Source organism: Mesorhizobium sp. P2_D1, assembly GCF_056404455.1.
Map to the genome: position 1 here is coordinate 26715 of NZ_JBFUDZ010000041.1, position 21739 is coordinate 48453.

Sequence of the window (21739 nt, forward strand, 5' to 3'; positions counted from 1 at the left end):
CTCCTCCAAAACCCGCCGCGAGAAACTCGTAGCACCGCCAGGTGGGCAAAAGATGACAGGGGCGATTGAGAGGCTGGCGATCCTTCACACCCCCCTCTGTCCTGCCGGACAGTCCGGCAGGACAGAGGGGGGTGCTGTCCCTCTGCATTTCCAATCAATCGGCAGCCCCGCAGCGCCAAACAAGTGAGACATCCCATGACCGATTCCCGTGCCCGCGATATCCTGTCCCGCCAGTCCGAGCTCGAGAGCGAGCGCAGCCAGTATGAGGCGGTGTGGGAGCAGGTGGCGGAGTTCTGCGACCCCGATGCGCCCGACATATGGGGCGGCCGCCGTGGCGGTGGGGCGGGTTCGCAGGCCGAGCGGCAGGAGCGGCGGGGCGCGCGGGTCTACGCCAACACCATCAACTCGGCCGCCAACCGGCTCGCTGCAGGCCTCGAAAGCCTGATCATTCCGCAGTCGGAAAAATGGCACGGCCTCTCGACCGCCGAAATGAACGATGAGGAGACCGACGAGGAAAAGGAATGGGCGGAATCCTTGCGCGATTTCCTGTTTTCGCTGCGCTACTCCGCCAACTCGAACTTCGTGCCGGCGACACAGGCCTGCCTGCGCAATGTCGTGCGCTATGGCCCGGCCTATCTCTATGCCGAGGAAGGATTTGGCTCGACGCTGATCCGCTATGCCTCGATCCCGGTGGTCGAAGGCTATCTCAGCCGCAACCGCTGGGGCCAGGTCGACATCTTTCACCGCCGCTACGAGCGCACCGCGCGGCAGGCGGCACAGCTGCTCGGCTATGCAAAGCTGCCGGCGCGCATCAAGGTGCTGGTCGACGATCCGGCCAAATGCGAGACCAAGATTTCGCTGGTCCAGTGCATCCAGCCTCGCGACGAGCGCAAGATGTATCGGCTGGGCGGCCACACACAGTATCTCGACACGGCGTTCGCCTCCTACCATGTCATCGAGGACGAGGAGGAGATCGTGCGGGAGAGCGGCTTTCGCACCTTCCCGGTGTCGACCTTCAACTGGCGCCGCTACGAGGGCGACCCGTACGGCATCTCGCCGACCATCGAGGCGCTGACGACCGTGCGCGAGGAAAACGCCGTGCGCCGGTCGGGCTTGCGCGCGCTGCAGCAGATCACCGATCCGGCCACCGCCTCGAAAGCCAGGCTCGACTATGTGCCGGTGCTCAATCCCGGCGAGAACTATCCGGGCTTGATCGACGACAATGGCCGGCCGCTGATCGCGCCGATCTCGACCGGGCAGAACCCGACCTATGCCTTCAACTATGCGCAGAGCCGCGCCGACGAGATCCGCGACATGATGTTCGTCAATCTGTTCCAGACGCTGGTGCAGAACCCGCAGATGACGGCCACCGAAGCGCTGATCAGGCAAGAAGAAAAAGGCGCGCTGCTCGGGCCCTCCGGCTCGATCATCCAGGCCGGCTTTGCCACCAATCTCGACCGCGAGCTCGGCATTTTGGAGGACAAGGGGCTCTATGACGAGGACAGCCGCTTCCTGCCGCCGGCGAGCCTCGCCGGCAAGGCCGTGCGGCCGACCTTCACCGGCCCGCTCGACGTGCTGCGCCGCTCGGCCGAGGCGCGCGACACCATCCAGGTGGTGACGACGGCCATGCAGATGGCGCAGTTCGATCCCGGCGTGATGGACAACATCGACAGCGACGAGGCGATCAAGATCGTGCAGGGCGCCGGCCGAAGCCCGCAGCGCATTTTCCGCCGCAGGCAAGAGGTCGACAGCCTGCGCGATGCCCGCGCCAAGGCAAGCCAGGCCCAGGCCGGCATGGCGGCGATCGCCAGCGCCGGCAAGGCGGCTAAGGATGCCGTGCCGGCGGCCGTGCAGGCGCGCGACAGCGGCCTGTTCGACGGGTTGCAAGGCATGCTGCAGGGCCAGGCCGGGCCGGCTGGTGAAGGTGTACAGGGAACATCGGGCGCGGGTGACGGCGCATGAGCCACAAACGCTTCTCTCATTCCGCGCAGGCAGGTGGCCCAACCAAGGCTCGCGAGGCGCTGGCCAAGGCGTATCTCAGGGTGTTTTCCGGCGCCGACGGCGAGATGGTGCTGGCCGACCTCGCGGCGACGGTCGGCTACTACAGGCGCCCGTCCTATGGCGAGTGGATGGCGCGGACCCGCACGCCCAGCGGCTTCGAACTGCACAGCGCGCTCAGTAACGCGCGTGCCGAAGTGGTGCAGCACATCATGGGATTTCTGACGCTGGACGAGGCGCAGCTGCTGGCGCTGGAGAAGGCGGCAAGGTTGGAGGGGTAGGGACGCCCAAGCTGCGTCCTTCTCCCCGTTCACGGGGAGAGGATGCCGGCAGGCAGGTGAGGGGCGGTGCCAGCATTCCAGAACGTTGCGCTGCCCCTCATCCCCTGCCGGGACCTTCTCCCCGTGAACGGGGAGAAGGGGGCTGATACTCAATAATCGCCGTTATAATACCGGTCGTCGCAGGGCGCGGTGTAGATGCGGCCGTCGCGGTCCTGGTAGCGGCACATCTGTTCGCCGCGGCGTTGCGGTTGCGGGGTAGTGGCCGAGCCGACAACCGCGCCGAGCAGGGCGCCGCTGGCCGCGCCGATGACCGTGCTCTTGGTGTTGCCGCCAATGGCCTGGCCGACGAGGGCGCCGCCGGCGCCGCCTATCAGCGCGCCGGTTCCGGCTCGCTGCTGGCCTTCGGTCTGTGCGCAGCCTGCAAGTGCTGCAGTCATCAGCACCGCGGCGATGGCTTTGTGAAAGCTCATATGAAGTCTCCCTTGAATGCCTGAAATCCCTATCGCTCGCCACGTGCCGCCGCATTGCGGCGGAACGGGGGCACCAGGCCTCACGATATAAGACAGGGTTTCTCGGGCGTTGATAAGCCGGAGCCCGAAAACACCTCATGCGAACAAGGCGGTAGCGCCGATCCTTGTCAGAATGATTCAGCCTTTGCCGGTTCGGCCTGGCTGCGCCGGGCCCTTCGCTATCGCTCCGGGCGTTCGTCGTTTGGAAAGCCAAGCRATTGGCTTCCCATGCGCTGCGCGCACCACTCCTCACTCAAACAATGGAGACATACCCATGACCCGAGGTCTTCCCCGCACACTTGTCCGCGCCGCCGCCCGCGACGCCGGCCTTGCCCCGCCGAAAGCCGGCCTAAAAGCCGTCACGTCAGGGCAGGGCGGCGCCTTCCGCACCGTCTTTTCGTTCAGTGCCATGCCGGTGCCGGTCACCGACGCGCTGGCCTATGCCAGCCAGAAGATTTTTGATTTCACCGATGGCAAGGTGCGCATCAAGGGCGGCACGGCAAGATTGCAGTTCGCCGTTCTGACGGCGCGTGCGGCGACCATCAACGACAATGCAGCACTCACCTGGTCGCTCGGGTCGGCGCCGGCATCGAGCGCGACATTGGCCTCGACCATGGTCAACGTGCTCGCCGCCACCGCGCGCACGCTCGACGGCTCCGGTGCGGCACTCTCCACCGCCTCGACCGCCGACATCGCCGCCGCCGCGACTCTGGATGGCACCGCCACGCCGGTCGATCTCTATCTCAACCTCGCCTTGCCCACCGGCACCGATATCGATGCCGACGGGACGATCGCGGTGACCGGCACGATTACGGTGCTGTGGGAGAACTGGGGGGATAATATCTAGGCGCGCCCACAAACATAGGCGATTGACGCAAGCGGCGATGACGGCCGATCTCTTCTCTCGTGGTTGGCAGCTTTGCCGCCGGCTCTTTTCTAACCCCTCACAAAGGAACATCACATGACAGATCTGGCAGACGCCGGGTCCGTGGCGGCGCGTGCGCAGCCGGCGGGCAACCCGGCACGGTCACCGGCCGGTGCGGACAACGGGTCCGCCGCGCCTGTCGGCCAAAGTTGGYTTGACGGTCTTTCCGAAGGCAACCGCAAGCTCGCTGAAACCAAGGGCTGGACCAAGCCTGAAAGCCTCGATCGGGTTTTCACATCCTATGCGGAGCTGGAGCGGCAGCAGGGTGAGAGCCTGCGCGTTCCCCAGCCCGACGCATCACGGGAAGACTGGGACCGGTTTCATGCCCGGCTGCCCGAGGCGATGCGTCCGGTCACCTCGTCCGAAAAGGTCGAGTACCGGCGCCCGGAAGGGTTGCCGGAAAATTTCGCCTATTCGGACGAGCTCGCCCAGGCGTCCAAGGCCTGGGCGGTCGAAGCCGGTGCCTCGCCGAAGATCGCGCAGGCCTATCACGACAAGTTCGTCGGCTACATGGCCGAGCAGGCAGAAGCACAGGAGATCGCGCTCGCCCGCTCGGTCGAGGCCACCCATGACGACCTTGTCAGGGATTGGGGGCCGACCGACAGCGACGGCTTTCGCCGGAAGCTGGAGGTCGCCAACCGGGCGATGAAGAAGCTCGGCCTGGTCGACGCCTACAAGGCGAAGGGCATCCTTCTGCCTGACGGGGCGCTGACCGATCCGCAGATCGCCAAGGCGTTCCACGCCATCGGCGAGGCGATGTTCACGGAAGACAAGATCGACGGCGGTGCTGCTTTCAGCGGAGCCAATCCGTTCAAGCGCAACGCCGCCGGCGAACGCAACATCTCGGCGATTTCAGCCCTCGTCAAAAGCGACCCCGCCCGTGCCCGGAGGCTGGCCCGCGAAGCCGGTGAGGACCCGGATCGGTGGATGCCGAATAATCCTCGCTGACTTTGAGAGATCACCGCTAACCAACGCAAAAGGAAGAGAAAAATGGCAGATGCCTACACCCGTATCGCGGACGCGATCGTTCCCTCCGTCTATGCGCAATATGCGTTCGAGGAACATGTCCAATCACTCGAAATCTACCAGGCCGGAATCCTGTTTTCCGACCCGGCCATCGCCTCGAAACTGTCTATGGGTGGCCGCTCGGTCGACATGCCCGGCTGGAAGGATCTCGGCAACGACCCGTCCGAGCCGGTCAATGACGATCCGGCCGATACGATCGAGATGAAGAAGATCGGTTCGCGTCGCGAGGTCGCCGCCCGCAATGTCCGTGCCCAGGCGTGGGGCGTTCCGGACCTGACCTCGATCCTGGCGGGTGACGATCCGCAGAAGCTGATCGTCAAGCGGCAGACCGAGTACTGGCAGCGCGCCAACAAGCTGACCCTGCTCGGTATCCTGAAAGGCGTCGTCGCCGACAACATCGCCAATGACGGCAGCGATCTGGTGCGCACCACCGGCGCCTCCATTGTCGACACCGACATCATCGAGGCCGCCTATCTGATGGGCGACCGCGCCGACAAGTTCAAGACGATCTGGATGCACTCCAAGCAGATGAAGGCGTTGAAGCTCGCCGACCTCATCGACTATGTGCCGTCCTCGCAGCAGGGCGGGCCGCTGATCCCCTATTACATGGGGCTGCGCGCCGTCGTCGACGACGACATTCCCGTGGTGGCGGGCGTCTACACCGCGTTCATGTTCAAGGACAAGGCGATCCTGTGGAACGAGCTGCCGGTCAACACCGAGGGCGGGCCGCTGGAGTTCGACCGCAAGCCGCGCCAGGGCCATGGCGGCGGCGTCACCGAAATGGTCGGCCGCCGCCACTTCGTGCCGCATGTTCCCGGCACCCGCTTCCTCGACGCCGCCTCGGCCGGCGAATTCGCCACCGATGCGGAACTCGCGCTGGCGGCCAACTGGGACCGCACCGCGTCGAGCGTGAAGGCGATGACGTTCATCGCGCTGAAGACGACCGAGGCCTGATCAAACGGGCGAGGGGCGGGGGCGACGAGCTCCCGCTCCCTGCACGAATAGTCGAATTGTAAATGGTGACGTAACTGTTTCCTTGCCGAGGGCAGCTAGAATGGCGGTCTACTGCGGTGCGAGAATATTAATTTGAACTGGTTCCTTCCTGCCATCATCACAGGCCTTGTCCTGTCCGCGCCGTTTCAATTGTACGGAGGCCATCTTCTCGGAGAGGAAATCGAGGCTGACCCTCCAAGGGGCAATTCCCTGTACTCGATGCTCTATTCAATCTCGAGTTGGGCAAAGTATGGCGCTCTCAAGCGACAGGCCGACCGGGGCGATCGTTTCGCCTGGTGGTGTTTGCTCTTGTTCGGCTTGCAGCTGGTATGGTGTGCTCTCGTCGTCTTGGCGTTGTTCTCCACCATGATTTGGCACAAGTGGCTAATCTGACAGGCTATAGCCCGCCAGCTCCAAACTCGCATCGACACAAAATCCCAAGCCGCTTCGCAGCGGCTTTTTTCATGCCCGAACTATCCCGATCAACATCCCTCACGGAGGCCTGACCCATGGCCATCACCCCGCTCGATATCGCCAATATGGCGCTGGCCGTGCTCGACGAGGCGCCGATCGACAGTCTCGACCAGGACGTCAAGGCCGCACGGCTCATCAACCTGCATTTCGACCTGACACGGGAGGCGGAGCTGACCAAATATGCCTGGGTGTTCGCGATCCTGCGCGCCACGGTCGCGGGCTCGGATACCGGCGGCGACGCGTGCAGCTTGAACTTCGCCTATGAGTTGCCGGCCGACTGCCTGCGGCCGCTGCCGCCGACCCGCAATGGCGAACCGGATGGCGTGCCGGTCTCGTGGCGGCAGGAGGCCGACCTGATCTACGGCGACCAGCCGGGGCCGCTGGCGATCCGCTATATCGCCAACCTCACCGATCCGAACGACTGGGACGCGCTGTTCACCGAAGTGCTGGTGGCGGCACTTGCCATCAAGGTCGCGCATCCGCTGACCCACAAGTCGGGCATGATCGACATTGCCCGCTCGGCCTATGACCGGGCGCTGGACGCAGCGCTCAACGCCAGCGCCATTCAGCGCGGCGGCCGGTCCTACACCGCGTCCTGGGCGCACCAGCGCGGCGACAGCAGGACTATGCGCTGATGACGACGCTCTATCCGGTCCAGGACGTCTTCACCCGCGGCGAGATCTCGCCGCGCCTGCATGCACGCGCCTCGCTCGATTTCTATCGAGCGGCACTGGCCAAATGCGAGAATTTCGTCACGCTGCCGCATGGCGGCATCCGCAAGCGTGGCGGCACCTACTTTGCCGGCGAGGTGAAGATTTCGACGAAGAAGACGCGGCTGATCCCCTTCATCTTTTCGGCCAACCAGGCCTACGCGCTCGAATTCGGCGACCTCTACATCCGCGTGTACGCCTATGGCGCCCGCGTCGGCACGGTCGAGGTGGTGACGCCGTATCTCGAGGCCGACCTGTTCAACCTCCAGTTCGTGCAGTCCGCGGACCAGATGTGGATCACCCATGAGACCTATCCGACCAAGGTGCTGACGCGCACCGCGCAGACCGCATGGGCCCTGAGCGACTACCAGTTCCTCGACGGTCCCTATGACCCGATCAATGCCACGGCGACGGCGCTGGTCCCGTCCGACTACGGTTCGCTGACGCCGCCGATGACATCCAACGCCGCGCCAAGCGGCACGGTGTCGGGCTTTGGCGGGTCCGTGGACGCGTGGAAAGTGTTCGACAAGGACAGCGTCAGCCACGTCGGCACTGTCGGTGATACCGGTTCCGTCACCTACCGCACGGCCGGCGGCGCGCAGGTCATCGTCGAAAACTACACGCTGACCGCACGCTCGGGCGGCACCCAGGACAGGACGCCGACGAACTGGGTGCTCGAAGGGTCGAACAACGGCACGACATGGGTGGCGCTCGACACCCGAACCAGCGAGATCGCCTGGAACGCCGGTGAAACCCGCTTCTACGAGTTCGTCAACAAGACCGGATTTGAATACCATCGCTTTACCTGGAAGGCGATCGACGGCGCCACCGATGTCGACTTCGCCGAACTGACCTTCAATCGCGCCGCCGCCAGCCAGACGCCGTTCAACCTGACGGCCTCCTCCACCGTCGGCATCAATGGCGGCACCGGGTTCCAGGCCAGCGATGTCGGCCGCGCTGTCCGCCTGTTCGGCTCGGACGGGCGCTGGCGTTGGGCCAAGATCATCGCCCGCACCAGCACCACCGTGGTCACCATCCAGCTTTATGGCTTCGCTCTGCCTGACCTCGGCCCGATCACCCGCTGGCGGCTCGGCACCTTCGTTCCCGGCAAGTACGTCCAGTCGGGCTCGCTCTACGAGGAACGCCTGGCCTTCAGCCGGAAATTCTCGGTCTATGCCTCGGCCACCGGCGATTTCGACAATTTCGCGCTCGGCGAGAAGGACGACGACGCGCTGGAGTTCGTGCAGGCCGGCGGCGGCCAGGCCAACGACATCGTCTGGATCGCCGAATCCGACGGCGCGCTGCTGATCGGCACGTCGGGCGGCGTGCGGGCCCTGTCGGGCTCGGGCATCGACGAGGCGCTGACGCCGACCTCGTTCAAGAACCGGCGTTCGCGCACCTTCGGCTGCGCCCGCATCCGTCCGGTCGATGCCGGCCAGTCGTTCCTCTATGTCACGCGCTCGCGCAAATCGATCGCCGAGTTGACGCAGACCGCGCAGAGCCGTTTCACCTCCGACGATGTCGGTCAGATCTCCGAGCATATCCCGAAACTTGGCGTGGTCGAATTGGCCTTCCAGACCGACCCCGACCCCCTGCTGTGGTTCCCGCTCGGCAATGGCGAGCTTGGCGGTTATACCCATCAGCCATCGCAGGAAGTCCGAGGCATGCACCGGCATCGCCTGGGCGGCGACTTCGGCGGATTGGGACGGGCGGTTGTCGAAAGTGCCGTGGTGACGCCCGGCCAGAACGGCAACGACGATCTCTGGCTGGTCGTCAAGCGCACCATTGGCGGCGCGACCAGGCGCTTCATCGAGATCAAGACCGCGCCCTTCGAATATGGCGCGATCGCCGACGCCTTCGAGGTCGATTGCGGCCTCACCTATTCCGGCGCGGCGGTGACGACGGTGGGCGGCGCGCTACATCTCGCCGGCCAGTCCGTCGATGTGCTGGCCGGCGCAAAGGTCTATCGCGGCCTGACGGTCAGCAGCGGTGGCACCGTGACCTTGCCGCCCGGGTCGGCCGCATCGGCCAAATGGCAGCTCGGCCTGCCCTATGCGGCGGGTGCCGACACGCTGGAGCTCGATGTCGGCGGCCGCGACGGCTCGATCATCGGCCGCCGCAAGAAGGTGGCGAAAGCAATCCTGTCGCTGCTCGAGACCGACACCACCGGGCTCGAAGTGCAATCGCTCATGCGCGGCCGCTGGGAGCCGGTGCGCATGCCCTCGATCGTCGCGCCGGACGGCGGGGCAACGCTGTTCACCGGCAATGTCGAGGTGCCGATCGCCGACAGCTGGGAAGGGCAGGGAAGGGTGAGGATCCGCCACGTCAACCCGACGCCCTGCACCATCCGCGCCTTCACGCCGGTGTTCGACGCGGAGCCTTAGCGGCGAGGCGCTGGAGCTGCCAATCTTCTTAACGCTGGCGATTGGCGAAGCGGGCCAACTGCCGATCTCCTCGTGGGGGAGATGGCCGGCAGGCCAGAGGGGGGCGCTGTCCCGCAGACCCCATAGTCCACAATCACACACGGCGGCTGGCTCCGTGCTGCTCGCAAGTTGAACTGACCGCCGCGATCCTTCGCGCCCCCCTCTGCCCTACCGGGCATCTCCCCCACGAGGGGGGAGATTGGCAGCTCCGGTGCCGCGCTCTACCTGCGCAAACCATTCTCACTCCCCAAAAGGACCCCGACCCCATGACATCYCCCCATGCCGAGCAACTCGGCAGGGCGCGGACGGCTACCGAATTCGCTGCCGTCATCGCCTTGCTCGACACCGACCTCAACGACGCGCGTCGCCGCCGGGCCGAGCTGGCGCAAGCCGAGGACCGCGCGGTGTTCGGCGATGGCGACCTTGCCGCCGCGCGTGCCGCGATCGACGACTGCAACGCGGCAATCGCGTTTTTGGAAAAGACCATCGACGCCGCCGGCAAGCGCCGTACTGATGCCGCCGCCAGCGAAGCCCGCGCCGACATCGCAGCACTTGGCGACGAGATCACGGCGAGGGCGGCTCTGCTCGGCGAGCGCTGGCGCTGCGTCCGCCGGTTGATCGAAGAGCTGCGCCAGCAATTGTTCGAGGCCGATGCGCTCGTCCGCGCCATTTCCACCGCCAACGGCCTGTTCGACGCCGCCGGCGTCGCCGATTTGAAGGTGAACCTGACCACCACCCGCCGCACTGCCATGGCCGGGCCGCGTGCCGCAGCACCCGCCCGGCTCAGCCGGCCGGCGCTGCAGGCCGACAGGCTCTTGCTGACCTTCCTCAGCCCCGGCGGCGCGCTCGACCCGCGCCCGGCGCTCGGCGCGCCGGTCAAGCGTCCCGAAGTCAGGCCCCCCGACGTCAGGCGCCCCGAGGGCGTCAACAGCCAATTCCTTCCCGCAACCAAACCCTTGGGCGAACGAGGCTGAACCATGTGCACACTCGCTCTTCTCGGCACCGCTCTTTCGGTCGGCGGTGCGCTGGCCGAGGGCCGGCAATCGAAGCAGATGGCCGACGCCCAAGCCAGGGCCTACGAGCAGCAGGCGCGGGCCGACGCGCAAGGTGCCGCCTTCGAACAGGGGCAGGAGCGCCACAAGCAGGATCTCCTGCAGGCGCAGGCGCGCGCCCAGGCCGGCGCTTCCGGCGTCGGCATGGCCGGCTCGCCGGCCGAGGTGCTGGCGGCCAACGCCGGACAGGGCCAGCTCGACCTCAAGGCGATCCAGTACAGCGCGCTGCTGCGCCAGAACAATCTCGGTACGCAAGGTGCCATTTCGCGCTTTTCCGGCAAGCAGGCGGTGGCGGCGTCGATCTTCAACGCAGGCCGCAGCCTCGGATCGGGCCTCTCCGGCCTCTACGACCCGACCAAGGCGGTGACCTTCGGCAAGGGCGCCTTCCCGCCGCCACCGGGCGGCTTTTCCACCGGGGGTCTCTACTGATGGCGACCATTCCTCTCCAAATAGCCCAGCGCCGGCTCGAGACCGGCAATGCGGTGCAATACCCGCAGGGATCGCCGGTCGGCCGGGCGATGCAGGGTTTTGGCGACGAGCTTTCCGCCGTCGCCGAGCGCTACCAGCAGATGAAGGAGCGGCAAGAAGCGTTCGACGCCGAGATCGCGCGCCGCCGCTTCAACGGCCGCATCGCGCAGGCGGAAGACGAGGTGACGGCCAATGCGCCGGCCGATGGCAGTGGCCTGCATGACGCCATGTACGGCCAGGTCGATCCGCGCACCGGCCGGGTGGTCAAACCAGGCCTGTTCGACACGCTGTTCGACGATGCCTTGCCGACCATGCCCGAGAGCCAGCGCGCCGCTTTCGCCAGCCAGAAGGAGGCGATGCGCGCGCCCGGCTCGGTGCGCATGGCCGCGAGGCAGCAAGCGCGGCGGGATGATTATGAGCTGGCCGAGTGGAGCGCAGTGCAGGATGCCTCGCTCAGCGCTATCGCGCAGAGCGACCCCACTGACGCCAGCACATTCGAGGCGATCCTCCAGAGCGGGCTCAATCTGATCGCCAAGATGGGCAACCCTGCCGCTAGGCAAGCTGCCGACGCTGCCTGGCGCAGCAACACGGCAAAAGCGCTTGTCCGGTTTGGCGCAGCCGAACGGCCTAGCGATGGAGACGCCTCGTGAGGTCTATGTGGCAAGGATGGATGGCTGGCGTCTTCTATGGGCACATTAGAAACCGCGCAACTATGCCTATCAGCGGTCTAATCGACGCGCCGTGGCAACGGAACAAAAGCGGTCGCGCCACTAATTTTAGCCCTATGGCCCGGCTGCTCGATCGCGAGGCGAGGCTGTCGCACCCTCGCCTCGACAGAGGTTAGTTCATAGCCCCTGTAGGCGGGCAAAATCGGCAGGGGTTGCCGCGCGCTCGACGATGGTGCGGCCTGATGCATCTTTCGTCTCAAGCATGCCGTTTTCTATCTCTTCCTTGGTGCCGTCCGGATGAGTGACCTCGATCTTATTGCCTTCCACCTCGACTTTGTCGCCAGCGGCGTTCACATGCTCTTGTTCATGATGGCCGTTATCGTCGGCACCGTGGTCATCGGCACCGTGGTCATCGGCGCCGTGATCGTCGGCACCGTGATCGTCGTCACCATGGTCGTCGCCACCGCCATCATCGCCGCCACCAGATCCGGAATTCCCGCCGTCATCGCCACCACCGGATTCTGAGTTGCCACCGGAGCCGGAGCTGCCGCCGTGGCCCTCTCCGCCGCCGCCACCACCACCACCGCCGCCTTCGCCCTTGGCGTAGGCTGCCGCAGGCTCGATCTTGGCAACGGAGTGAAGACTGAGTTGATAGGGAGCTGTTGTTAAGGCAAATGCGGTTGAGGCACGCAACGCGAACCAGATGACCCGGCTTGAAGTCAATTTCTGCATGATGGTCCTCCTTTGCTAACTTGGAGGCAACGCCGACAGTTGTTCGATTCTTCCTGAATTTTTCGGGAAATGGTGGAATAAGACTGTTGCCGGGGGCAGATAAGACCTAATCCGCCAATCTTTCGGACCAAAGTCCCACATGCCCTCTAGCGAGAAGAGATTTTGGTTGCCCGGAAACGATTCAGCGTTGCCAGCAACCATCGACGTGAGGAATATAATCCTGTTGCGGCGACCCTCAATGGAGCTCGCCATGTCCAAAACCCTCGCCGACACCCTGGCCGCTCGCGAAAGAATGTACGTCAATTGCGGACATCCGGCATGCTGCAAAATGACAAAGCTCGACATCCAGGTGCTGATCGACAGGCTCGGCCCCGATCACTGTTCCATGCATTGGGACCTGGTCGGGCGCTTTGGATGCTCGTCGTGCAAGGGGCGTCGCACATCCGCGCTAGTCGCCAGAAATCTCACATCTGAAGCCTCGCTTTCGCGGGGCTTTTTTTATGGAGCAAGCCTGTGGCCCATCCTGCTGCCGCCGCCGTTCACCCGTTGGCCGGCGAGCTTGAACCCGTGCGCCTAGCCACCACCGCGAACGTCGCCCTCTATGGCCTGCAGACCATCGATGCGATGGCGGTCCAAGTCGGCGACCGGGTGCTTGTCAAGGACCAGACGAACGCGACGCAGAACGGCATATATATGGTGAGCGAAGGCCATTGGCCTCGCGCAGCCGACGCGCGCAGCGCGCGAACCTTGCAGAGGAGCACCACGGTATACGTGCGGCAAGGCGCGGTCTCGTCCCATCTCGTCTATGCTTTCGAAACTTTCGATCYGGTGATAGGGGCCGATCCTATCGTGCTGTCTTGCTGCCTGTCGGACGACGCGCTGGGCGACATGGTGGGCGCGGACAGCATCGCCATGCGCTCACGCTAGAAAATTCCGCAAGTGGGGTTGTGCAAGGCTCTGGGACCGCTGTGGCAAGCCAATCCCGGCGTTCCATCAAAGTTTAACGATCGGGAAAGGGCCGTGGAAAGCACGTGCGGTAACAGTTGATTCAACCATCGCTGGTATATTAGGGAGTGTAAGTAGCGGCTCCGACAGTGCGGGGGGCGCTGTATGCCGGAGCCGCCGGCGCAGTCCGGTTGGGGTTGACCGCGCCGTCCTATTCTGGGACAGCGCGGTCAACGATTCGTTAAAATTTTCCGGAACTAATTAAGCGCATGCTAATTGCGTCTGCGGCCGACGTTTCTCATTTCGGCGCCTGCCTCGCCTTCCCGCCTGCACACAATGACGGCCGAACGGACTTGAGTGCACACTGTCACGGTAATTCCGGGCCAGGCTGTTTCAAAGCAGGGCCAGGCCGCATTTAAACCGCCACACAATCCGCAACGTTCACAGCCTCGCTTTCGCGGGGCTTTTTTCATGGAGCAAGCCCTATGGCCCGACCTGCAACTGCCGCCGTTCGCCTGTTGACCGGCGAGCGCGAACCGGTGCGCCTGGCAACCACAGCCAACATCAACTTGTCGGGTCTGAAGACCATCGACGGCGTGCTGACCGAGGTCGGCGACCGGGTGCTGGTGACGAACCAATCGGACCAATCAACCAATGGCATCTACACGGCCAGCGAAGGCGTATGGTACCGCGCAGCTGACGCGCGCACGTCGCGGACTATGCAGAAGGGGACCACTGTCTACGTGCAACTGGGGTCGGGGAACGGCGCGAAAACGTACCAGTTTAACACTGTCGACCCAGTCATCGGCACTACCAGCCTCAGCATTACGGGGGATGCCGATCCGGTGCTGAAATCTGACATCGTCGATGAAGATGACATGCACTCAAACAGCGATCAAAAAGTGCCCACACAGCAAAGCGTCAAAGCCTATGTGGACAATAACATTTTGCTTGCCTACGGCGGCGCAAAGGCCGCGCTGGCGGCAAAGGCCGTTGACATGTGGAACGGCGTGTCCACACAGATTGAGTGCTTTGGGGACAGCACTATGCTCGGTGTTGACAGCGGTCTTGGAGGGATTACTCCACAGCCCGCCCCGGACAAGCTGCAATCCGTGCTGCGGGATTACTATTTTAGCTCTGCCGTTACGGTCACCAATCGTGCGGTCAGCGGTTCCCGTTCACAGCAGATGCTTGAGGGCACCGATGGTTCCGGCTCAACATTCGAAGCCAAGATGGCCGTCAGCACTGCGGAGATCGTCATCTGTAATCACTGCATCAATGACTGCCAGAACATACCTCCGACCACACCGGATCAGTATCGGAAAAACCTGCTGGCATTTGTCAATGCTTGCATCAAGTACGGCAAAATTCCGATCCTGCAGACGCCCAATCCGATGTTTGCTATTGCCGCCTTGGGGACGCCCGACAAGGCAAACCGACTGAAGAACTACGTTCAGATCATGCGGGACGTGGCACTGGCTACCGATGCGCCTCTCATCGAGGTTTACGACATGATCAACTCATGGGTGCGCACTGGCCGCTACCGCGTGTCGGACCTTGTGCCGGATGGATGCCACCCCACGGTAATCACCTATCGGGCTATTGGCTTACAGATGGCGACCCCCTTTTTGCATCCTCATGCTGGTCTTGCTGGTCCTGAACAGTTTATATCGACCATCGAGGGAGCCGTTACCATCGATCCAGCGAATGCGCCCCTCCCTGCGCCGGCCACACGGACAGGCTTCCAGTTAATCTCGGACGCCATAGACCACGCCAAGAGCCTCAAGGTTGCGGTGCGCGTCGACGTGCCGGGGTTAGACATTTGCATCGCCTATCCCATCTGGGCTGGCGGCAAGAACGGTGTTGACGTCGCTTGGGATCAAGTGTCGGTCGGTGGTATCAACCAACTGTCGACAGCCGCTTTTGGCGGTGACTTTGTGCATGACCACGAAGTGTGCATCGCGCGGGACGTTCCCGTTGGGCTCCATCTGCTCACCATGGCATCCGGTGGCGGGACAGCCTCCCTCGGCCTTAGCTACGTTAGATCGAGAAGGACGAGAACCAAGAAGGCATTCGTCGGAGGTGCGCAAAGCCGTGACCTTTGGAGGGATCGCGCCTTGCAGACGATTACGCACTATGGGGCCGGTCCAGACAGCGCCTTCATTGAAGACGATCTCCTGATCTCGCCGCATTTTGCAGCGGGTGGGCTCGACATCACCTTCAACTCAAACATGGCGAAGGACACTCAATTCATCCTGTACGGCGTCACGACAGTAGCCTCTGGTGGTGCTGGCCCCCTTACAGCCCGTATGGGAGTCGGCGTCGGACTGGATGCCTCCGGCTTCGTCAACGTCTACCAGTTGACTGGCGCCGCCACATACGCAACGACCGCTCTTAACGCCGTGGATTTTAGCGGTGTGGCCCGCCAATGGCGGCTTATCCTTGCGGCCGGTACGTCTAACCTTCAAGTCTTCGTCAGCGGTGCCAACCTTGGCACCGTGGCGCTCACCGGGCCATACCTTGGCGGCTTCATGGGGGCGCGCGCGAACGGCGCAGGCAAAACCATCATCGTCACCGACCTTCGCGACATCGAGCATTAGCGCCCGGCGGTGATCTTGCGTCGAAATTCTAATCCATGTACGGCAGGGACATCACGGTTTGGCGGTGGGGTCGATCTGGGAAAAACAATGACGCCGGGCAAGTCGGACCGCTTCCCCTACCTCAGCGCGCTGCGTGGTATAGCCGCCCTGTGGGTCGTGATGGCTCACGTCGCGCTGATGCCCAATCCGCGCTTTGTGCTTTCATGGTGGCCGGAAACATTAGTCCGAAGCGGCGTCATGGGCGTCAATCTGTTCTTCCTTGTGAGCGCCTTTTCCCTCTGTCTCACAATGCCGAAGCACGACAACGAACAGAGGCCATATCTCGGCTTCATGCTGCGGAGGTTTTTTCGGATAGCTCCGCTGTTCTATGCCGTCGTAATCTTTTCGTATTGGTGGAACCCGGCCGGCCTTCCCTACAATCTCAAAACGATCCTGGCGAACCTGACGTTTATTTTCAACTTCATCCCAGGCCGTGGCTACCAGACCTCCATCATCTTTGCGGGTTGGACGATTGGTGTTGAGATGGCGTTCTACCTGGTGTTCCCCTTCATTTACGCCAAGACCAAAAGTGTAACCTTGGCGATCCGAGCGCTTGTCATTGYGCTCGTCGTGGCCACGGTCTTTCGCTCGGTCATCGGGGATCTAGTGGCAGACCCGGGCATCTACATTCGTCAATCGATATTTGACCTGGCGCCGATGTTCATGTTCGGAATCATCGCGTTTCATGTGGTTCAGGTTGCCGGCGAATGGAACCATAGACGGGCGATCGGCGCCGTCCTGCTGGCGTTCGTGCCGCTTCAGTTCTATGTGATTGTCACGGGTAGGGTGCCATTTGGCCCGGCTATCTATTGGCAAGGGCCGATGTTTTTTTGCCTGCTGGTTGGGCTCTACCTGTTCCCCATCAAGCCGCTGGTCAACGCGGCAACGAGATGGCTAGGCGATATCAGCTATTCGGTCTACCTAGTGCATGGTCCGATTATTGCTGCTCTTTTTCCGTTGTTCGGACGGCTTAGGCACTCAGGGCTCAGCGAACTTCAGGCCTATGCGCTTGCGCTCGCAATATCGTTACTGTGTATCGTCCCGGTCGCAACGCTGACTTTCCACGCATGGGAGAACTGGACCAATGAATGGGGCAAACGCTTTGCCTCGCGACGCGCCGGCAAAAAGCGTGTCGAGATTGATGGGGTCAAAGTCGAGAGGCCGGCAGTGCCTGTCGCCGCCTAACCCTAGGGTGAGTTCTTGCCGGCCGCCTGCTTTGTGTCGAGAAACGGGAAGATGGCTACGCCGTTCTTGGCCGCTATAAGTTGCACACCGGCTTTCGTCCAATGCATGCTATCCCAAAAAACCGGCGCGGATTTGTCGGTAAATATTTCGCACTGGTTATGCGGGCATACGGCAACCAACGGATCGATATAACTTACGTGCGATAGCGTCTTGAGGAAAGTGTCGATCTTTCTAGCCACGGGGCTAATTTCTCGGAATGCGTACTCGTCGATGCCTGCAAAGGTGCCGTGCTTATTAAGCAACTGAAGGCTGCTGCCTGTGAAATTTTTGCTGCCGACAACGTAGATTGGAGCGCTTGTTTGGGATCGCATTTCGTCAACCGAAGTCTGGACGTATGGAAATGCGAAATCTTGCCAATACAGCGCGATCATCACCAGATCGGCATGCTCTAGCGACGCCGGTGTAGACCGGATGAGTGAGTACGCTTCGTTGCAGGGTTTCATAACTGCTGCAGCAAACGGGTTTATTGATTTCCAATACCTGTCAGACAGGTCGACAGGGAGGGTCGGTACGCCACACCGCCAATCGAGTTGGCGATAGATAATTTCGAATTGTTTTGCCGCGCCAGTCTCAACGAGCAGGTTAATGATATCCGCTCCCTGAGAGTCTCCAATGATCAGAAGATGCCTTTTGGTGGTTTTGAAATCGTGCGGTGTCAGCAACGGAGTGGAGTTCGAAAAGGTGTATGTGTGTTCTTTTCTCAGGTCCAAAACATAAGCACTACGGAATGCAGCAGGCATCCGCCAGACCCACCCATCTGTCGCCCAGCTCTGTGTGGCGGCTGCCATGAAGCCGGCAGTGAGGCAGGCGAAAATCAACGTCTTCCCCAACTTCAACGGGCGCGGCTTGCGATAGCGCACTTCGATGAAATGGTAACTGGCTGCGCCAAGGGCCAAGGTTGCAACAAGCGAGGCGAGGATCTGCCACCCTTCCAAGGCGCCAAATCTATACACCATGAAGACAACCAGCGGCCAGTGAACCAGATAGACCGAATAGCTGATCTTGCCGAGGTAGATAACCGGTCTGAACTGAGCCTGTCTTGCCAGCCGGCCTTGACCGCCGAGCAGCATCAATACCGCGCCCAGGACGGGCGCGAGAGCGGCAACGCCAGGATAAGCCGTCCGTCCTGAATAGCCGAAGATGGCAAACAGGATCGCGGCCAGCCCCACGACATAGAGCAGGTCCGCATACACTTTCGACAACCGTCTCTCGGTAAGAAACACCAGCCCGCCTGCAGCGAACTCCCAGACCCGGAATGGGACGAGGAAAAAGGCCGCCGTCGGATCGTACCCCATCATCCACAGGCAACCCGCAAGTGATGCAGCGAAGGCTGCAGCGATCAAAGAGAAGGCCACCCAATAGCTTTTTCGAACGGCCATGGCGATGAGGAAGGGCCAGAACGCGTAGAACTGCAATTCAACGGCGAGCGTCCAAATGTGAAGCAGCGGCTTCAGAATTGCGCCGGAATCGAAGTAGCCTGACTGCATCCAGAAATCGACGTTGGCCAGTCCAAGCAGAGAGAATATCGCTGACCTCGACAGGTCCTGGAATTGCTCCGGTATGAACAGAAAAGCGGCGACGACGAAGGTGACGATGATGGTTGCAAACAGGGCTGGCAACAGCCGGCGAGCGCGCCGAGCGTAGAAATTCTTGAGTGAGAACCGACCTTGCGCGCTCTCAGTCCAGATGATGCGTGAYATCAGATATCCGCTGATTACGAAGAAAATATCAACGCCAACAAACCCGCCGCTAACCGTCGTCCAGCCGAGATGAAACAGCACGACCGCAGCAACCGCAATCGCCCGCAAGACGTCGATATCTGAACGATGATCCGACCTGCTGCCAATATCCGTGGTCGACTTGGCTTCTACCATTTGATTCATAGAAATTGTCTCTRCGCGAAGGCCATATTCCAGGCAATCCATTGCGCCTTCCGGGTGCCGATAATCCCCAATCCTTGTCATCGCATCGGGCGGTGGTGCCATGCTGGAATTGCCCGGCAACCGCCGATAGAAGATGGCTTTGGAGACTTCGGGGCTATGCACTATCGGAACGTCCAGGGCCGGCGCGCCGTCGCGTCATTGATGGTCCTGGTCAGTCGTGTGCTTCACCCCTTCATGCCGATGCGGGGGGCACTGGACAACGCCTTACATCTACAATTTCGGGCCTGGCGGCGTCGACATCTTCTTCGTTATTTCGGGCTTCATCATCTACACCGTTGGAGAAAGGGCCGGCAGCTAGTCCATGGACAGGGGCCGGTTTGCCGTGTCGAGCGGTGGCTTCTGGACAGGGTCTGCAATGCCTTGATCTGAATGCGCGCCAGGGTTTCGACAATCCAGCCGGCCGAGTGACTGGACCACTCGCCGAGCGTTTCGGGTTCAGAGTGGTATTTCCCCAACCCGAGCTGTTCCATCCAGTGTGATGTTCGCCAACGTTCGCCGCTATGTGAGCGCCGGCGCCCCCGAGGCTTCCTCCGGTGCTGGCTGGCCCGATCTAACACCGCCATTGGCAACCGGTTGCTGAGGCGCCGGTGGCTTGGGCGCCAGGCGCGATATGCGTCTGCGCAACGGCGTCTCGACGTAGCGAAATGAACAGTAGCTGGCGATCGTCACAACGATCAATGTCAGCCCGAACCAGATGGGTTTGGGCAAAAGCGAAATTGGCGTCCACATCTTGAGCGCGACATGGATGGGCAGATGGAGCAGATAGAGGGAATAGGAGATGTCGCCATACCACTTCAGCACGCCCCGTCCCAACAGGCGCTGGGCAAGCGGGGAGGCTGTCGAAACCAGGACGAGAGAAGGCAGATAGACAAGGTACAGCGTGCCGCCGAAAAGGGATCTTGGCAATTCCAGGACATCGATCATGCCAGGCCAGGACAAGACGTAGAGGACCAGCAGCGCAACCAATGGGACATCGTACGACTTGTCCGGCTCAAGCTCGATACGCCCGGCAACGACGCCGGCGAGAAACAGAGGGGCGGCCTGCATGAGAACGGGCGTGCCGATAGCGGCTCCCAGGAGAATGGCCGCCGCCGCGAGCAGCAGGAAGTTGGCAGCATTGCCCAGACGCTGGCAAATCCACCAGATCAGCGGAAAAACCAGATAGAACTGGATCTCTCTCGGGATCGTCCAGAACACGGATTGGCCGGCCCAGAAAACGTAATGGTGCCACCATCCATCCCATTTCAACCCGTAAAAAGGCTGGTCGCGACCTGTCAGCAAAAGCCAGGCATAGGCTGCCGTCACGCAGATCAAGAACAGTGGAAGGACGCGCGCCGCGCGCTTGACCCAGAAGTCGATCACCGCCGAGCCTGAAATTGGGGCAGTCGAATACTTCCTGCCCATCAGAAACCCGGACAGCACGAAAAACAGTTCAACGCCGATGAGCCCGCACCAGGCAAAGGTGAGGGGATGCCAGGGTGTGTCGGTCGCGAAATGCTGAAGGAAGACTGACAGCGCGGCGATGCCGCGCAGCCCATCGAGCGCGAATATTCGCGCATTGTTGTTCAGCAAGTTATTTCCCTCGTCCTGCGCCAACTATAGCCAAATTCCAAAACTCAGCAACCTGCCCGGAGAGGGCGGAAAGGAACTGCCATGGACCGCAACTTTGCGCGGGCGCTTGCGCTCGTCTTGAAATCGGAAGGCGGGTGGTCGGACAATCCAGTCGACCCCGGCGGCGCCACCATGAAGGGCGTGACGCTCGCCAACTTCCGCCGTTATGTGAAGGCGAATGCCACCAAGGCCGACCTGCGCAAGATCAGCGACCAGCAGGTTGCCGCCGTCTTTCGCCGCTACTACTGGGATGCGGTGCTCGGCGCCGAATTGCCCGGCGGGGTCGACTGCGCCGTGTTCGATTTCGCCGTGAACAGCGGCCCGGGCAGGGCGGCGAAGACCCTGCAGGCGGCCCTGGGCGTCGCCCAGGATGGCCGGATCGGGCCGGCCACCCTTGCCGCGGCCAGGGCAAGGCCGGCCGGCGTCACCATCGACGCGCTTTGCGATGCGCGGCTGGCGTTTCTCAAACGGCTGCCGACATGGGCGACATTCGGGCGCGGCTGGTCCGATCGCGTCACGTCGGTGCGGGCTCAGGCCTTGCTGATGTCGGCGACACCTGTGACCGCGCCGGCGCCTGTGCCGGCCGCGCCGTCGCCCGGCGCCGAAAAGGCCTTTGGCGGGGCGCCGGCGGCCCAGCCCGTGCCGCCGGCCGTCAAGACTGCTGCCGCCGCCGGCATCCTTGTCCTCATCGCCGCAGCGCTCGCGGCCTTCCGGCAGCACGTCACCGATCTTTTCGGGAGCCTCTTTTGATGAAATTCCTCAACACCAACGCGCTGCACAATCTGCTCAACACGCTGATCGCGATCATCTGCGGTGGCGCCCTGGTCGGCTTCGACTGGACGATGTTCGGCGTCACCGATCGCACCGCGCTTCAGATCAGCGGCGCCATTGCGCTTGCCAAGATCATCATCAACGCGGTGCGTGACGGTCCGCTCGGCATGGTCGCGCCGCCGCCGGTCGAGGAGAAATGAGATGGGAGCGCTCGCCCTGCTTGGTCAGTTCTGGCCGTATCTGCTTGCAATGGGTGCCGCGCTCGCCGGTCTCTGGACGGCCTACGCCAAAGGCAAGGCCAGCCAGAAGGCGAGGCAAGATGCCGC

At 62.5% G+C, this 21739-nt stretch carries 20 protein-coding genes; 16 read left to right on the forward strand and 4 right to left on the reverse strand.

The window, feature by feature from the left end:
• Positions 1-195 precede the first annotated feature (195 nt).
• On the forward strand, positions 196-1962 hold the full coding sequence (locus AC1D0I_RS24450; RefSeq protein WP_477398300.1) for a portal protein: 1767 nt from the start codon (positions 196-198) through the stop codon (positions 1960-1962).
• Positions 1959-2279: a Bbp19 family protein gene (locus AC1D0I_RS24455; RefSeq protein WP_477398302.1), complete on the forward strand. Its 321-nt coding sequence runs from the start codon at positions 1959-1961 to the stop codon at positions 2277-2279. The genes AC1D0I_RS24450 and AC1D0I_RS24455 overlap by 4 nt, the downstream gene beginning before the upstream one ends.
• A gap of 149 nt (positions 2280-2428) precedes the next feature.
• Here AC1D0I_RS24455 and AC1D0I_RS24460 read toward each other — a convergent pair whose 3' ends face one another.
• A complete protein-coding gene (locus AC1D0I_RS24460) occupies positions 2429-2749 on the reverse strand; it encodes a YMGG-like glycine zipper-containing protein (protein ID WP_477398304.1) in 321 nt (106 codons plus the stop codon).
• A gap of 313 nt (positions 2750-3062) precedes the next feature.
• On the opposite strand from AC1D0I_RS24460, the gene AC1D0I_RS24465 reads away from it, so the two are divergent.
• The 8 genes from AC1D0I_RS24465 to AC1D0I_RS24500 all read left to right on the forward strand — a co-directional run bounded on the left by AC1D0I_RS24465 (position 3063) and on the right by AC1D0I_RS24500 (position 11509).
• Complete coding sequence (locus tag AC1D0I_RS24465) at positions 3063-3635, forward strand: hypothetical protein (protein ID WP_477398306.1); 573 nt, start codon at positions 3063-3065, stop codon at positions 3633-3635.
• Positions 3636-3749: 114 nt separating this feature from the next.
• Entirely contained in the window at positions 3750-4661 is a 912-nt protein-coding gene (locus tag AC1D0I_RS24470) for a hypothetical protein (RefSeq protein WP_477398308.1), read from the forward strand.
• Between the two features lie 42 nt (positions 4662-4703).
• Positions 4704-5693: a Coat protein gene (locus AC1D0I_RS24475; protein ID WP_477398310.1), complete on the forward strand. Its 990-nt coding sequence runs from the start codon at positions 4704-4706 to the stop codon at positions 5691-5693.
• Between the two features lie 548 nt (positions 5694-6241).
• Positions 6242-6841 carry a phage connector family protein gene (locus AC1D0I_RS24480; protein ID WP_477398312.1) on the forward strand — a complete coding sequence of 200 codons (600 nt, stop codon included), beginning with the start codon at positions 6242-6244 and terminating at the stop codon, positions 6839-6841.
• Entirely contained in the window at positions 6841-9300 is a 2460-nt protein-coding gene (locus AC1D0I_RS24485; RefSeq protein WP_477398314.1) for a phage tail protein, read from the forward strand. Before AC1D0I_RS24480 ends, AC1D0I_RS24485 begins: the two co-directional genes overlap by 1 nt.
• A gap of 305 nt (positions 9301-9605) precedes the next feature.
• Positions 9606-10313, forward strand: a complete 708-nt coding sequence (locus tag AC1D0I_RS24490) for a hypothetical protein (protein ID WP_477398316.1) — start codon at positions 9606-9608, stop codon at positions 10311-10313.
• 3 nt (positions 10314-10316) lie between these two features.
• Entirely contained in the window at positions 10317-10820 is a 504-nt protein-coding gene (locus AC1D0I_RS24495; protein ID WP_477398318.1) for a hypothetical protein, read from the forward strand.
• Positions 10820-11509, forward strand: a complete 690-nt coding sequence (locus AC1D0I_RS24500; protein ID WP_477398320.1) for a hypothetical protein — start codon at positions 10820-10822, stop codon at positions 11507-11509. Before AC1D0I_RS24495 ends, AC1D0I_RS24500 begins: the two co-directional genes overlap by 1 nt.
• 195 nt (positions 11510-11704) lie before the next feature.
• On the opposite strand, the gene AC1D0I_RS24505 is transcribed toward AC1D0I_RS24500, so the two are convergent.
• Positions 11705-12259, reverse strand: a complete 555-nt coding sequence (locus tag AC1D0I_RS24505; RefSeq protein WP_477398322.1) for a hypothetical protein — start codon at positions 12257-12259, stop codon at positions 11705-11707.
• A gap of 250 nt (positions 12260-12509) precedes the next feature.
• On the opposite strand from AC1D0I_RS24505, the gene AC1D0I_RS24510 reads away from it, so the two are divergent.
• The 4 genes from AC1D0I_RS24510 to AC1D0I_RS24525 all read left to right on the forward strand — a co-directional run bounded on the left by AC1D0I_RS24510 (position 12510) and on the right by AC1D0I_RS24525 (position 17028).
• Positions 12510-12836, forward strand: a complete 327-nt coding sequence (locus tag AC1D0I_RS24510) for a hypothetical protein (protein WP_477398324.1) — start codon at positions 12510-12512, stop codon at positions 12834-12836.
• Positions 12827-13186 (forward strand): hypothetical protein, encoded by a 360-nt coding sequence (locus AC1D0I_RS24515; protein ID WP_477398326.1) that lies wholly within the window; start codon positions 12827-12829, stop codon positions 13184-13186. The genes AC1D0I_RS24510 and AC1D0I_RS24515 overlap by 10 nt, the downstream gene beginning before the upstream one ends.
• Positions 13187-13689: 503 nt before the next feature.
• The gene (locus AC1D0I_RS24520; protein WP_477398328.1) at positions 13690-15804 is read left to right on the forward strand and encodes an SGNH/GDSL hydrolase family protein; all 2115 of its coding nucleotides are present in this window, start codon (positions 13690-13692) and stop codon (positions 15802-15804) included.
• A gap of 87 nt (positions 15805-15891) precedes the next feature.
• On the forward strand, positions 15892-17028 hold the full coding sequence (locus AC1D0I_RS24525) for an acyltransferase family protein (protein WP_477398330.1): 1137 nt from the start codon (positions 15892-15894) through the stop codon (positions 17026-17028).
• Positions 17029-17030: 2 nt separating this feature from the next.
• On the opposite strand, the gene AC1D0I_RS24530 is transcribed toward AC1D0I_RS24525, so the two are convergent.
• Together AC1D0I_RS24530 and AC1D0I_RS24535 are read right to left on the reverse strand one after the other, a co-directional pair.
• A complete protein-coding gene (locus AC1D0I_RS24530; protein ID WP_477398332.1) occupies positions 17031-19073 on the reverse strand; it encodes an acyltransferase family protein in 2043 nt (680 codons plus the stop codon).
• A 456-nt stretch (positions 19074-19529) separates the two neighbouring features.
• Complete coding sequence (locus AC1D0I_RS24535) at positions 19530-20627, reverse strand: acyltransferase family protein (RefSeq protein WP_477398334.1); 1098 nt, start codon at positions 20625-20627, stop codon at positions 19530-19532.
• A 57-nt stretch (positions 20628-20684) separates the two neighbouring features.
• Here AC1D0I_RS24535 and AC1D0I_RS24540 point away from each other — a divergent pair, with 57 nt between their 5' ends.
• The gene (locus AC1D0I_RS24540; RefSeq protein ID WP_477398336.1) at positions 20685-21392 is read left to right on the forward strand and encodes a glycoside hydrolase family 108 protein; all 708 of its coding nucleotides are present in this window, start codon (positions 20685-20687) and stop codon (positions 21390-21392) included.
• Positions 21392-21613 carry a hypothetical protein gene (locus AC1D0I_RS24545; protein ID WP_477226893.1) on the forward strand — a complete coding sequence of 74 codons (222 nt, stop codon included), beginning with the start codon at positions 21392-21394 and terminating at the stop codon, positions 21611-21613. The genes AC1D0I_RS24540 and AC1D0I_RS24545 overlap by 1 nt, the downstream gene beginning before the upstream one ends.
• The last annotated feature ends 126 nt before the right edge of the window (positions 21614-21739 follow it).